At 58.0% G+C, this 13,545-nt stretch carries 13 protein-coding genes and 1 pseudogene; 5 read left to right on the top strand and 9 right to left on the bottom strand.

Annotated features, from left to right (window positions below):
* Positions 1 to 83: 83 nt before the first annotated feature.
* The 3 genes from pckA to ybaK all read right to left on the bottom strand — a co-directional run bounded on the left by pckA (position 84) and on the right by ybaK (position 3,911).
* Positions 84 to 1,688 (bottom strand): phosphoenolpyruvate carboxykinase (ATP), encoded by a 1,605-nt coding sequence (gene pckA / locus SELSP_RS04095; protein WP_006192471.1) that lies wholly within the window; start codon positions 1,686 to 1,688, stop codon positions 84 to 86.
* A gap of 134 nt (positions 1,689 to 1,822) precedes the next feature.
* Positions 1,823 to 3,328, bottom strand: coding sequence for a threonine synthase (gene thrC, locus SELSP_RS04090; protein ID WP_006192472.1), 1,506 nt, complete (start codon positions 3,326 to 3,328; stop codon positions 1,823 to 1,825).
* A gap of 25 nt (positions 3,329 to 3,353) precedes the next feature.
* Positions 3,354 to 3,911 carry a Cys-tRNA(Pro) deacylase gene (gene ybaK / locus SELSP_RS04085; protein ID WP_013740703.1) on the bottom strand — a complete coding sequence of 186 codons (558 nt, stop codon included), beginning with the start codon at positions 3,909 to 3,911 and terminating at the stop codon, positions 3,354 to 3,356.
* A gap of 121 nt (positions 3,912 to 4,032) precedes the next feature.
* Between ybaK and SELSP_RS04080 the strand changes: the two genes are divergently transcribed.
* The 5 genes and pseudogenes from SELSP_RS04080 to rpmB all read left to right on the top strand — a co-directional run bounded on the left by SELSP_RS04080 (position 4,033) and on the right by rpmB (position 7,123).
* Positions 4,033 to 4,221, top strand: coding sequence for a type II toxin-antitoxin system HicA family toxin (locus tag SELSP_RS04080; RefSeq protein ID WP_013740702.1), 189 nt, complete (start codon positions 4,033 to 4,035; stop codon positions 4,219 to 4,221).
* A gap of 46 nt (positions 4,222 to 4,267) precedes the next feature.
* Entirely contained in the window at positions 4,268 to 4,720 is a 453-nt protein-coding gene (locus SELSP_RS04075; RefSeq protein ID WP_006192476.1) for a type II toxin-antitoxin system HicB family antitoxin, read from the top strand.
* A gap of 34 nt (positions 4,721 to 4,754) precedes the next feature.
* A complete protein-coding gene (nadE, locus tag SELSP_RS04070) occupies positions 4,755 to 6,644 on the top strand; it encodes an NAD(+) synthase (protein ID WP_013740701.1) in 1,890 nt (629 codons plus the stop codon).
* Positions 6,645 to 6,757: 113 nt separating this feature from the next.
* Positions 6,758 to 6,906, top strand: a pseudogene (locus SELSP_RS12430) (secretion protein HlyD).
* Between the two features lie 25 nt (positions 6,907 to 6,931).
* Positions 6,932 to 7,123 carry a 50S ribosomal protein L28 gene (gene rpmB / locus SELSP_RS04065; RefSeq protein ID WP_006192484.1) on the top strand — a complete coding sequence of 64 codons (192 nt, stop codon included), beginning with the start codon at positions 6,932 to 6,934 and terminating at the stop codon, positions 7,121 to 7,123.
* An 86-nt stretch (positions 7,124 to 7,209) separates the two neighbouring features.
* Here rpmB and SELSP_RS04060 read toward each other — a convergent pair whose 3' ends face one another.
* The 6 genes from SELSP_RS04060 to SELSP_RS04035 all read right to left on the bottom strand — a co-directional run bounded on the left by SELSP_RS04060 (position 7,210) and on the right by SELSP_RS04035 (position 13,512).
* A complete protein-coding gene (locus tag SELSP_RS04060) occupies positions 7,210 to 7,608 on the bottom strand; it encodes a RidA family protein (RefSeq protein ID WP_006192485.1) in 399 nt (132 codons plus the stop codon).
* 48 nt (positions 7,609 to 7,656) lie between these two features.
* Complete coding sequence (aroH, locus tag SELSP_RS04055; protein WP_006192486.1) at positions 7,657 to 8,022, bottom strand: chorismate mutase; 366 nt, start codon at positions 8,020 to 8,022, stop codon at positions 7,657 to 7,659.
* Between the two features lie 88 nt (positions 8,023 to 8,110).
* A complete protein-coding gene (locus SELSP_RS04050) occupies positions 8,111 to 9,718 on the bottom strand; it encodes an ABC1 kinase family protein (RefSeq protein WP_009646812.1) in 1,608 nt (535 codons plus the stop codon).
* Between the two features lie 55 nt (positions 9,719 to 9,773).
* A complete protein-coding gene (locus tag SELSP_RS04045; protein WP_006192489.1) occupies positions 9,774 to 11,399 on the bottom strand; it encodes an ABC-F family ATP-binding cassette domain-containing protein in 1,626 nt (541 codons plus the stop codon).
* A gap of 79 nt (positions 11,400 to 11,478) precedes the next feature.
* On the bottom strand, positions 11,479 to 12,279 hold the full coding sequence (locus tag SELSP_RS04040; protein ID WP_006192490.1) for a glucosaminidase domain-containing protein: 801 nt from the start codon (positions 12,277 to 12,279) through the stop codon (positions 11,479 to 11,481).
* 18 nt (positions 12,280 to 12,297) lie between these two features.
* Positions 12,298 to 13,512, bottom strand: a complete 1,215-nt coding sequence (locus SELSP_RS04035; RefSeq protein ID WP_013740700.1) for an NCS2 family permease — start codon at positions 13,510 to 13,512, stop codon at positions 12,298 to 12,300.
* Between the last annotated feature and the right edge of the window lie 33 nt (positions 13,513 to 13,545).

Genomic DNA, 13,545 nt, shown 5'->3' with positions numbered 1-13,545 from the left:
TCTTCATGGCACGCTTTTTTGCGCCCCTTCCATATCACGATATTGTCGGAAGCGCTTTCGCCCAAAAGCCGCCCGAAAGCTGCTTAGAGTTTCGGACCGGCAGCGACGAGCACCCTGCCCTCATCATCCGTCTCGTACTTCTTGAAATTCTTGATGAAGCGGCCGGCGAGATCCTGCGCCTTCTTGTCCCACTCAGCCGGATCGGCATAAGTGTCGCGCGGGTCGAGGATCTTCGTGTCGACGCCTGCGAGCTCCGTCGGGATGTCGAACTCAAAGTACTTGAGCTTCTTCGTCGGCGCCTTGTTGATCGAGCCGTTCAGGATCGCGTCGATGATGCCGCGTGTATCCTTGATGGAAATGCGCTTGCCCGTGCCGTTCCAGCCCGTGTTCACGAGGTATGCCTTGGCATCGCTCTGGCGCACCCTCTTGACGAGCTCCTGTGCATACTTCGTCGGCGGCAGTTCGAGGAACGCCTGACCGAAGCATGCCGAGAACGTCGGCGTCGGCTCCGTGATGCCGCGCTCTGTGCCCGCAAGCTTCGCCGTGAAGCCCGAGAGGAAGTAATACTCCATCTGCTCCGGCGTCAGGATGGCGACGGGCGGCAGTACGCCGAAGGCGTCCGCCGAAAGGAAGATGACCTCTTTAGCCGGAGGCGCAGAAGAAATCGGACGCACGATGTTCTTGATGTGATCGATAGGATAGGAGACGCGCGTATTCTCCGTCACGGACTTGTCGGCAAAATCGATCTTGCCATTCTCGTCGACCGTGACATTCTCCAGGAGAGCATCGCGGCAAATGGCGTTGTAGATGTCCGGCTCAGAATCCTTGTCGAGGTTGATGACCTTCGCGTAGCAACCGCCCTCGAAGTTGAAGACGCCGTTGTCGTCCCAGCCATGCTCGTCGTCGCCGATCAAGAGGCGCTTCGGGTCGGTCGAGAGCGTCGTCTTTCCCGTACCCGAGAGGCCAAAGAAGATCGCCGTGTTCTTGCCCTCAAGATCCGTATTGGCCGAGCAGTGCATGGCGGCGATGCCCTTCAACGGCAGGTAGTAGTTCATCATCGAGAAAATGCCCTTCTTCATCTCGCCGCCGTACCACGTATTGATGATGACCTGCTCGCGGCTCGTGATGTTGAAGGCGACCGCCGTCTCCGAATGAAGTCCGAGTTCCTTGTAGTTCTCGACCTTCGCTTTCGACGCATTGTAGACAACGAAATCCGGCTCGAAGTTCTCCAACTCCTCCTTCGATGGCAGGATGAACATATTGCTGACGAAATGCGCCTGCCATGCGACCTCGACGATGAAGCGCACGGCCATGCGCGTATTCTTGTTCGCACCACAGAAAGCGTCGACGACGAAGAGACGCTTGTCGGAAAGCTCCTGCTTCGCGATCTTCTTGAGCTCTTCCCACGTCTCCTGGCTTGCCGGATGGTTGTCGTTCGGATAGGCGTCCGAGGTCCACCAGACCGTATCCTTGGAGTTCTCGTCCATGACGATGAACTTATCCTTCGGCGAACGACCCGTAAAGACGCCCGTCATGACATTCACGGCATCAAGCTCCGTGAGCTTTCCCTTCTCAAATCCCGTGAGGTCGGCCTTCATCTCTTCTTCGAAAAGCTGTTCATAGGACGGATTATGGACGATTTCCTTCACGCCGGTAATCCCGTACTTTGTCAGATCAAGTTTTGCCATGTTTCTCTACCTCTTTCATAAAAAATTGAATTTAAGATATAGTTTCAAACATGCTCTGTTTATCTCTTTCTCGCTTTTCTAGGGAAATCCTGCTTGTTTTCAATTTTTATTTATGAAATTTCACTTGCAAATCCTTATTTCTTCGCAAATCCTTCCGTTACAGCATGCATTTCCGTCTTCTCGCACACTGCGCGATGCAGGATCTCAGCCGTTTTCAGCGATGCCAATCCCTGTGGAATCGGGCTTTCGTTCAAGGAAGCGAGCTTGTCGAGCTGCGCGAATTCGTCGAGTCCCGCACGCTCTTCTCCGAGCGCGTCCAAGACGCTTTCGTTGAACTTGTACGGGCTTGCCGTCGAGACGACGACGAGCGGGCGCTCGCTTCCCGTCTCCTTCTTATACGCCTGTGCCACGCGATACGCGACAGCCGAATGCGTGTCGAGCACATAATGCTCCTTTTCGTAGACTTCGCGAATCGTTTCCTTCGTCGCCGCGTCGTCGACCCAGCCAGCCCAAAACGTCTCTTTAAGATTCTGCAGCACAGTCTCGCCGACCTCGTACCTGCCCTTTGCGGCAAGCTCCTCCATCCAGCCCCTGACCAGTGCCGCATCCTGCGTCTCATGGTAGAGCAGACGCTCAAGATTGCTCGAAATCAAGATGTCCATGGACGGCGAGATCGTTTTGTAAAAATCGCGCTTCTTGTCATAAACGCCCGTCTGCAGGAAATCCGTCAGCACGTTGTTGCTGTTCGACGCACAGATCAGTTTCGCGACGGGAAGCCCCATGCGCTTGGCGTAATAGCCCGCGAGAATATCGCCGAAATTGCCCGTCGGCACGCAGAAATCGACGGCTTCGCCCGCTGCCATCGTCCCCTTTTCCAAGAGGTCGGCATAGGCACTGAAGTAGTAGACGATCTGCGGCACGAGCCTGCCCCAGTTGATCGAATTTGCCGAAGACAGCTTGACGTTCCCGGCGGCGAGCTTCTCTCCAAAGGCCTTGTCGCCGAAAATCTCCTTGACGCCGTTCTGCGCATCGTCAAAATTCCCCTCGACCGCGACGACACGGACATTTGCGCCCTTCTGCGTGCACATCTGCAGGTTCTGGATCTTTGACACGCCGCCCGTCGGATAGAACACGAGGATCTTGATCTGATCGACATCGGCAAAACCTTCGAGCGCCGCCTTGCCCGTGTCACCCGACGTGGCAACGAGAATCAGAATCTCAGCGTCCTCACCCGTCTTCTTGAGCGCCGTCTGCAAAAGCTGCGGCAAGAGCTGCAGTGCCATGTCCTTGAACGCACTCGTCGGCCCGTGCCAGAGCTCCAATACGGGGAACTCCTTGAGCGCGTGCACGGGCGCGATGCGCACGTCGTCAAACTTGTCGCCCCCGTAAGCGCGTGCAATACAGCCTGCAAGCTCCTCTGACGTGTAATCCGTAAGGAAGAGTCCCAGAATGCGTGCCGCGCGCTCCTCATAGGAAAGCTGCCGCATCCCTGCAATAAAATCCGGATCAGCCTTGGGCATCTCCTCGGGCACGAAAAGCCCTCCGTCCGCCGCCAACCCCTGGATGATTGCCTCTGCCGATGCGACGCTTGCCGCCTTTCCTCTCGTACTGCTGTATTTCAATTCCTTCACTCCATTCATCTCTCCATCGACTGTGCCGCTTCTCTCAGCGCGTCAGCTGCGCCGTCGTCGCATGGACGGCACGCTCCAAATCGGCGGGCGCGAGCACGATCTGTTCGCCGCGCCTGCCCGCGCTGACGGCAATCTTGTCCCACGCTTTCGCCGAAGCGTCGAGGAACACGGGATACTCCTTCTTCGCACCGAGCGGCGAGCAGCCGCCGCGCTGATAACCCGTGAGCGCAAGCACTTCCTTGAGGTGCACCATCTCCGCCTTCTTGCTCGCGGCGGCCTTGGCGAGAGCCTTGAGATCAAGCTCCGCCGCGCCCGGAATGCACGCCATGACGACGCCCGCCTTGTCCGTGCGGGCGACGAGCGTCTTGAACACCTGCTCCACAGGCATACGGAGCATCTCGGCCGCATGGACGGCGCTGAGGTCATCCAAGTCGACGGGAAACTCCCGCAGCTCGTACGAAATCGACAGCCCGTCGAGAATCCGCGCCGCATTCGTCTTCTTCTGCCCCTTCATATCGCTCACCGTTTCTGCATCCGCAATCTCAAACAAAAAGCTGCTTCGGATGCAGATTCTATTATACCATAGGTTCACGAGAACTCCTATGGCCGAAGCAAAAGAAGCGTATCAGCGGGAGAAAATACACCTTCTATGTGTATCATTGTTGACGTTGAAACACAAAAGGTATATGATGAACTTATCAAAGGAGTCGATCATGAAAACATCTGAGCTTTTGAGAATCCTCAAAAATCATGCTTGCACGATGGTCGAACATGGCGGCAGGCACGATAAATATTATAGTCCGATCACGGGGCGCGTATTCGTCGTTTGGCGGCACAAAAGGGAAATTCCGACTGGAACGGTGCAGAAAATTTTGAAACAAGCTGGAATCCAGCAGCCGTGATGAGGATACGCTTCGACACACTTTTTTTCGACAGGAGGATTGAAACATGAGCAAATACGCTTTTCCTGCAATCTTTCGCTGGGATGAGGAAGAACAGGTCTATGACGTGACCTTCCCCAATATTGAGAACTGCTTCACCGCTGGTGAAAATCAGCCTGAGGCTTTGGAGAACGCCGCCGATGCACTCGCCCTGATCTTGTGCGATATGGAAGACGAGCACGCCGTCATCCCCCTGCCTGCCCCCCTCGACACTTTGTCTGCCGGCGAAAAAGGCTTCGTGAGCCTCGTCGCTGCTGACACCGACGCTTATCGGGAGATCATCGAGCGCGAAAACAATCCCATCAAATATGCACGCAAACAGGCAGGTCTGAACATCAAGATGCTGGCCGAGCTTCTGGGCGCTCCTTATCGTACGGTACAGGAGTGGAATGCCGGCCGCCGTCTGCCGCCGCCTTGGGTGCAGCGTCTCATCGTTGAGAAAATCGAAGCCAACGCCTGATGCAAAGTCCCAACTTGGAAAGAGGTGCTTCCCCTTGCTGAAAATCGCGTCCGCACAGATGGAAATACAGCCCGGACGGCCTGACGCCAATACCGCGAACATACTGCGCCAGATGGAAGAAGCGAAAGCGAATCATGCCGACATCGTCATCTTCCCCGAGATGGCGATTCCCGGCTATCTGCTCGGCGATACCTGGGAGCAGGACGCCTTCTTGCGCGACGCAGAGGCCTGCGCCGCCGACGTCATCGCCGCGTCTGAGGGCATCGCCGTCATCTTCGGCAGCGTCGCCGTCGATTGGACGAAGAAAAACAATGACGGCCGGCCGCGCAAGTACAACGCCTGCTTCGTCGCCAGCGAAGGAAAGCTCTGCCATCCCGAGGCAATGCCCTACCCCTTCGTCATCAAGACGCTCCTGCCGAACTATCGGGAGTTCGACGACACACGCCACTTCTTCAGCCTGCAGAAGCTCGCGCGCGAGCTGGGCACGACGCCCAAGAGTCTGATTTCTCCCGTCTCGCTGAAGATTCGCGGCAGACGCTGGAAGATCGGCTGCCTATTGTGTGAGGACGGCTGGAGCGACAATTACGAGACGGCGCCGATGAAGCTTCTCGAAGAATACGAGGATCTGGACTTCTACGTCAACATTTCCTCCTCCCCCTACACGCTCGGCAAGGACGAGAAGCGCCGGCGCCTCTTCTCCGCTGCAGCCAAGGCGGCAGGGACGCCGCTCATCTACGTCAACAACGTCGGCTTGCAGAACAACGGCAAGACTGTCTACACCTTCGACGGCGCGAGCGCCGTTTACAGCGCGGAGGGCTTATGCGTCACCGCCGCTCCATCCTACGAGGAAGGGCTGCACTATATCGACGTCGAGGAAATCGCCTCGCTTCCTGCCCGCACGCCCGAAAAGAAGACCGAAATTGCCCAGATTTACGAAGCACTTTCCTACGGCGTCAGAAATTTTCTCGACAGCATCGACATGAAGAAGGTCGTCGTCGGCGCCTCGGGCGGCATCGACTCCGCCGTCGCCGCTGCGCTCTATACGAGCGTCCTCGGCGCGGAAAACGTCCTGCTCGTCAACATGCCAAGCCGTTTCAACTCCGAGACGACGAAGGATCTCGCACACGCGCTCGCCAAAAACCTCGGCTGCTATTACGCCGTCTTCCCCATCGAGGAGTCCGTGCAGCACACGATGGAGCAGATTGCAGCGACACCCATCGAGCTTCTGAAGACGGGCGAAAAGAAGACGCTTGCCGTCTCCTCCTTCCTCGCCGAGAACATCCAGGCGCGCGACCGCAGCTCGCGCATCCTCGCCGCCCTCGCCGCAGCCTTCGGCGGCGGCTTCTCGTGCAACGCGAACAAGGCGGAGACGAGCGTCGGCTACTCGACGCTCTACGGCGACCAGGCGGGCTTCCTCGCCGCCCTCGCCGACCTTTGGAAGCATCAGGTCTACGACCTTGCACGCTACATGAACGAGCATATCTTCAAGCGCGAAGTTGTGCCGCAGGCGACGATCGACATCGTGCCGAGCGCCGAACTGTCCGATGCGCAGAACGTCGACGAGGGCAAGGGCGATCCGCTGCTCTATCCGTACCACGACTATCTGTTCCGTGCCTTCGTCGAGCGCTGGGAAAAGGCGACGCCCGAAGACATCCTCGATTGGTACGTCAAAGGCACGCTTGAGCAGCAAATCGGCTGCGAAAAAGGCCTCGTGAAGAAATATTTCCAGACCCCCAAGGACTTCGTCGCCGACCTCGAACGCTGGTGGAACCTATTTTCCGGTCTCGCCGTCGCCAAGCGCATCCAAGCGCCCCCGATCCTCGCCGTCAGCCGCCGCTCCTACGGCTTCGACCACCGCGAGGCGCAGAACGGCGCCTACTATACAAGAGCCTATCGAAATCTCAAGGAAGCGCTGCTGAAATGAAAACTGCTCGCGCCGAATTATCCGTGAATCTGCAAGAACAGCTTGCGCTTCCCTGCACTTTGTGCTAAAATACTTTTGTTGTCTATGGCGCAAGATTAGGAAGCACTGATAAAATGAAGTCCGTCAGATTGGCGCAGATTTTTCGTTCGATCAAGGAGACGAACCGGACGCATAGTGGTGCTATGCGGAGGATTTGTCGACGCAGAGAGGGCGGAAAAGATACGTCAAGATGGCGGTGCTGAATTTATCAGGGATTCCTTAACTGCGCCGCGAAGGAGGTGTACCCCATGGCAAGTGTTTGCGAAATCTGTGCAAAGGGCGAGATGTCCGGCATGAATGTCAGCCATTCGCATTTGAAGACGAAGCGCAAGTGGAAGCCGAATATCCAGCGTGTACGCGCGATTGTGAACGGCGAGACGAAGCACGTCAACGTCTGCACGCGCTGCCTGCGCTCGGGCAAAGTCGAGCGTGCCATCTGATCTGTGCACAAGGATCCGAACTGATATATCATAAAACAAGCCGCTGAATCGAAAGATTCAACGGCTTGTTTTATTGCAGCGACGCATCAATAGGAATAATTCTGCCCTTCCGAAGCGACGCAGTCGATCTCAATGAGCGCGTCCTTCGGCAGCCGCGCCACCTCGACGCAGACGCGTGCAGGCGGGCAAACTTTGAAATACTTCGCGTACACCGTGTTCATCGCCGCGAAGTCCTCGATGTCCTTCAGATAGACTGTTGTCTTAACAACATCTTCCAAAGAGCATTCAGCGGCTTCGAGAACGGCCTTGAGATTTTCCAGCACGCGCTCGGTCTGCTCGGCAATGCCGCCCGCGACGAGTTCGCCCGTCTGTGGGTCGAGCGGAATCTGCCCCGAAGCGAAGATGAAGCCGCCCGACGTGCGAACTCCCTGCGAGTACGGGCCGATCGCTTTCGGCGCATTTTCCGTGATGATTTCTTTTTTCATGATCGAATCGCTCCCTTCGTCATATACCACATTGGCACATAGTACGCACTACTCCTCCACTTGAAGATCCGGGCGCAGCGAAATGGCGCCGCCCAGGTAGATGTGGCGAATCTCACTCTGCGGCTTGTCCGTATCGACGAGCAAGAGCGCCCGTATGCAGCGCGGCAAAGAATTTTCGATCTCCGGCTCCAGCGTGTCAAAAAGCGGCACTGCATCGAACCCTTTCAAGAATCTCGCACCCGCAGCCGGAAATGCCGACTTGAGATCGGGCGTCGCGGAAAAAATCGCCGCTCCGATGTCTGAAGGATCAATCTTGTTCGTGCGGCACATGCCCATGACCATGAGCTTCACCGCCTGAAATATCTCGTCCTTCGTATCCTTTTCTACCGTGATCGCACCCCTGATTCCACGCATGGGAATCCCTCCTATCTTACTCTTCCTACGATTAAAGCCCCAAAGAAAGTGCGCCTTTCGCGCCTTTCCCCAACAAACAGCGGCCTCGTCAATGACCGCGCAATATGCTCCACAGAAGCCGCGCCGAGAGCACGATCGCCGCCAGATAGCCCAAGACTCCCAGGAACGGTATCTCCATGATCTTCGGCGTCATCTGCGTCGTGCAAATCGTGCTTGAACCAAGGAGAAGCGCCGCACTCAGAAGGGCGATGATGAGCTTGTTGATCATCTTGTTGAGCCTCGCGAGCGGCTCATCGGCGCCCGTCAGCTCAAGGTTGACCTTCGTCTGCCCGCTCAGCGTCATCTTCAGGATGTCCGAGATCTGCTCGGGCAGCTGCAGGGACTTGCGCAAGAGGATGTAGCCCTCGCGCTTCGCCTTGCCGGCTTCCTCACGCCAGTTGAATCCCTTCGCAAAGCTCAGTTCCATGCTGCGCGCCAGAATCTCGACGAAGCTGACCTCGGGGCATACGAGGCGCATGACGCCTTCAATCGTCATGACGCCGCGGCAGAACATGCTGATGCCCGGCGCGATCGCGATGTGATGGGAGCGCAGCACGTTCATGATCTGGCGCGAGAGTATACCCATCTTCAGCGAGCGGAAATCGAGATCGCCGTACTGCGCGATCAGCGCGTCGATGTCCTGGTAGAGTCTCGCATGGTCGATGCGCTCCTGCGGCACGCCGAGCGAGAGCACCGCCGCCTTCATCTCGAAGACGTCATGCTGCGCCAGAGCGAAGATCGCCTTGCGGATTGCCGCGCGATCCTTGTTCGACAAACGCCCCATCATGCCGAGGTCGAGCCAGACGATCTTGCCGCCGCGCACCCAGATGTTCCCCGGATGCGGGTCGGCGTGGAAGTAACCATCCTCGACGATCTGCTTGACGTAATTTTCGCCGAGCCGCTCGCCGATGCGCCGCGCGTCGATGCCCGCCGCCTTGAGTCCCGCCACATCGTCAATCTGTATGCCGTCGACGTACTCCATGACGAGAACGTGCTGCGTCGTCAGATGGCGATAGACCTTGGGACAGCTTACGAAGTCGGCATCCTGATTCGCATGGCGGAACTCCTCGATGTGGTTCGCCTCCATGACGAAATCCATCTCCTGCTTGGCGATCGCCCAAAGCTCATCGAGCACCATGCTGAAATCCACGACGTCCTGCGCAGGGCCAAGGATCTTCAAGATGCCCGCCGCGCGCTTCAAGAGCACGATGTCCTTGCTCATGATGTCGTGCACGCCTGGTCGCTGCACCTTGATGACGACCTTCTCACCGTCCAGGAGCACCGCGCAGTGCACCTGCGCAATCGAAGCTGAACCCAGCGCTTCTTCATCAATCGAGCGGAAGATGCGCGTCCAGCGACGCTGATACTCCTGCTCGATGACCTTCTCTATGACGGAAAACGGCAGGGGGTTCGCCTCCGTCTGCAGTTTCATAAGTTCATCGCAGTATTCCTGCGGCAGAAAGTCCGGACGCATGCTCATGATCTGCCCGAGTTTCACGAAAGTCGGTCCGAGATCTTCCAAGATCAGCCGCAGCTTCTCGGGCGTTATGCCATGCACGATGTCGCGCGCGCGCAGGACTTCAACCATCTCGCGCAGACGCGTCGCCGAGCCTTGATCCTCCTTGCGCCACGCTTCGCGAAAAGCCTTTGCGAACATCGTATCCCCCCTCGGAAGAGCACCCATCGCCATGCCGGACGGCAAAAGCCTTGCCTTAGCTCTTCTTGCCGTACTTTTCTTCGAGCTGCTGGCGCACCGTCTCGTTTTCCAGGAATTCATCGTATGTCGTCACGCGGTCGACAACGCCCTCAGGCGTGATGTCGATGATGCGATTTGCGACCGTCTGAATAAACTCGTGGTCGTGCGAAACGAAAAGTACCGTGCCCGAAAAGGCGATCAGTCCGTCGTTCAATGCCGTGATGGACTCCAAGTCGAGGTGGTTCGTCGGCTCGTCGAGAAGCAGCACGTTCGCGCCCGAAAGCATCATGCGCGACAACATGCAGCGCACGCGCTCGCCGCCCGAGATGACCTTCGCCTTCTTCTGACTCTCCTCACCCGAAAAGAGCATGCGCCCCAAAAAGCCGCGCACAAACGACTCGTCCGGGTCGCGCGAATACTGGCGCAGCCAGTCGACGAGGTTCAGGTCGACGTCATCGAAAAATTCGTTGTTGTCCTTCGGCAAGTACGCCTGCGTCGTCGTCACGCCCCATTTGAACGTGCCCGCATCCGCCTCCATATTACCCATGAGGATCTCGAAGAGCGCCGTCTTGCCCACGGAATTCGGACCGACGAAGGCGACCTTGTCTCCCTTCTTGAGCGTGAAGCTCACGTTGTTCAACACCTTCTCGCCGTCGATCGTCTTCGTCAGGCCGCTGACCTGCAGCAGCTGGTCGCCCGCCTCGCGGTCGGGCGTGAAGGCGATGTACGGATAGCGGCGCGAGGAAGGCTTGATGTCGTCGAGTGTGATCTTTTCGAGCAGCTTCTTGCGCGAGGTCGCCTGCTTCGACTTCGATGCGTTGGCGCTGAAGCGCTGAATGAAGGTTTGCAGCTCCTTGATCTTCTCCTCTTTCTTCTTGTTCGCATCTTTCGCCATCTGCAGGGCGAGCTGGCTCGACTTGAGCCAGAAATCATAGTTGCCCGCATAGAGCTGAATCGATCCGAAGTCCACGTCAGCGATATAGGTGCAGACCTCATTGAGGAAATGGCGGTCATGCGAGACGACGATGACCGTGTTCGGGAAGTCATCGAGGAAGGCTTCGAGCCAGTTGATCGACTCGATGTCGAGATGGTTTGTCGGCTCATCGAGGAGCAGCACATCGGGACTGCCGAAAAGCGCCTGCGCCAAGAGCACGCGCACCTTCTCCTTGTCCGTAAGATCTGCCATCTTCTTGTGATGCTTCGAAGGCTCGATGCCGAGGCCGTTTAAGAGGCGCTCCGCCTCAGGCTCTGCATCCCATCCGTTCATGTCGGCGAACTCCGCCTCAAGTTCCGAGGCCCTCATGCCGTCGGCATCGGAGAAGTCCTCCTTCTGATAGAGCGCATCCTTCTCATCCATGATGGCGACGAGACGCTCGTGACCGAGCATGACCGTGCGCAAAACCTCGACCTCGTCGAAGGCGTAGTGATCCTGCTTGAGCACGGCAAGGCGCTCGCCTGGCGTAATGTCGACCGAGCCTTTCGACGGCTCGATGTCGCCCGCAAGGACGCGCAGAAACGTCGACTTGCCCGCGCCGTTCGCGCCGATGATGCCATAGCAGTTGCCCGGCGTGAACTTGATGCTTACATCCTTGAACAAAACGCGCTTGCCAAACTGCAGCGTCAGTCCGCTTGTACTAATCATAAGATCCGATCCTCAACCTTCCCTATACTGTTTTCTTCGCTTGCAAAAGAGCCGCGCGTTCCATGCCCGTGAAATATATTCACTGGCGCAGGATGTCGCGGAAAAGCTGCATGATGCTCTGACCGTACGTATGGCCGGGCACCGCCCAACGTCCATTGAGATCCGTCCATGTGCCGAGCGTGCGAGCGCCGTACGTCGAGCGCACGAGGTCGTAGCGCGGATCGACGATGGGCAAGGCGGGGCGGCGCGTCGACGCGTAGGCCAGAAGGTGCTGAATATGCGCGCGCACACCCAGCTCCGACGTAGAAAAGTACGCGCCCTTGACCGTCGCGCTCGTCGTGCCGAGACCGCAGTAATTGTTCTGATCGGGTGTGACCGTGCCGCCGTAGCGGAAGAATCCCGTTTCCTTCAGTGCCTGCGCAAACGCCACATCGGGCCTCACACCCTCGCGTGCGCCTTCCTTATAATAATACGAAACGAGCGCTTCCGGCGAAACGGAGATGTCCGGATGCGGGTTGTTCATCAGCAGGTAATCGACGCACTGCTTCTCCGTCGCCATCGCCGCGCCCAAGATAGCATCCGCCGTGCGCGGTGCCGTCACGAGAACGCCCGGCGTTTTTTCCACCGGCTTCTTTTCGGGCGCAGGAGGGTTCAAGATGTCCTTGATGCGCTCGGAAAGCGGCTGCTGCGCGTGCGCTGCCTGAACCTTCGTCTCCTTCGTCCTGCCCTGCTCGATGCCCTGATGCATTTCCACTTTCGTTTCCACCTGCGGATCATGCAGGCGTCTGGCGTCCGCCGCCGATGGAAGCGAAAAAGCAAATGTGCCGAGCACGAGCGCCGTCAAAACTGCCTTACCCTGAAAAGACCCCTTGAAACCCAATGCAATTCCTCCTAGAAATCACGGCGTATAGTACGCGAAATAAAGTGAAAAAGCCCCCGCGAAAAAGAACAGTACCGGATGAATCTTCTTCCCTCGTCCCGAAAAGACCTCCAAAAAAACATAGACGATCATCCCTGCGCCCAGTCCTGCAACAAGACTAGAGGACAATGGCGTCACGAGAAGCACGGCGAAGAACGCGACATGTTCCGACGTCTGCTGCCAGTCGAGCCGCAGCTCCCGGAGGAGCAAGCAGCCCGAAAAAATGAGGAGCGGCGCGAGAATCGCCGAAAAGTCGAGAACGGCCGCCGCCACAGGCTCCAGGAACAGAACGAGAAGCAGAACGGCTGCCGCCGCACAGGCAGCGAGCGGTGTGCGTGCGCCGACGGCACGCGCCGCCGCGGACTCCTTCGCCAAGGTGACGGGTCCTGCACCGAGGAGCGATGCGACAACATTTCCTGCGGCGAGCACAAGGAGCGTGCGTTTTTCGGCAAGCCCGTGCACCTCTTCCGCCTCTCCGAGTGCGGCGAATGTGCCGCACGTATCGAAGAAGAGGAAAAGCCACAGCGCCAGAACGACGCCCGAAAGCTCTGCAAGATGTGCAAAATCGAGTGCAAACGCCGTCCGATCAAGCCCCTCGGGCAGCAGGAACGGCGCCTCGGGCAAAACGAGGAAGCCTTCGAAGAGAGCGAGCAGCACAGCCGAAAGAACGCCCCAGAACGCCGCCGCACGAACGCCCATCGCCCAAAAGGCGAGCGATACCGCAAGGCCTGCGAGCGCGACGAACGCCGCCGGCTCAGAAAGGCTGCCAAGCATCGTCACCGTCAGCGGCGAGCCGACGACGAGCTTGCCCATCTGAAGCCCCGTAAAGACGACGAGCAAACCCACGCCGCCACGCGCCGCCTCTGCAATTGCACGCGGCATCGACGCGAGGAAGATGCGGCGAAGCGGCGTAGTCACCGTCAGAAGGACGAGGAGCGCGGCTATAAAGCATGCGGCAAGAGCCTCCTGCCACGCGACGCCAAGCGGATAAATGACGCCGTAGGCGAGCCAGACGTTGATGCCGAGCGCAGGCGCGACAACGATCGGCTGACGCGCAAAAAGCCCCGCAGCGAGCGTCGCCAAACACGCAGCGAGAAGCGTCGCCGCATAAGCTCCGACAAAAGGCGCACCCGCCCTCGCCCAAAGTGCGGGCACGACGGCAAATGCCGCCAGAAGAGCGAGCGCCGTCAGCACGCCGCCCAAAACCTCCCGCCGCCACTGGACGCG

The organism is Selenomonas sputigena ATCC 35185, assembly GCF_000208405.1.
GTDB classification, from domain to species: Bacteria; Bacillota; Negativicutes; order Selenomonadales; family Selenomonadaceae; genus Selenomonas; species Selenomonas sputigena.
This window is presented reverse-complemented; position numbering and strand designations above follow the sequence as displayed.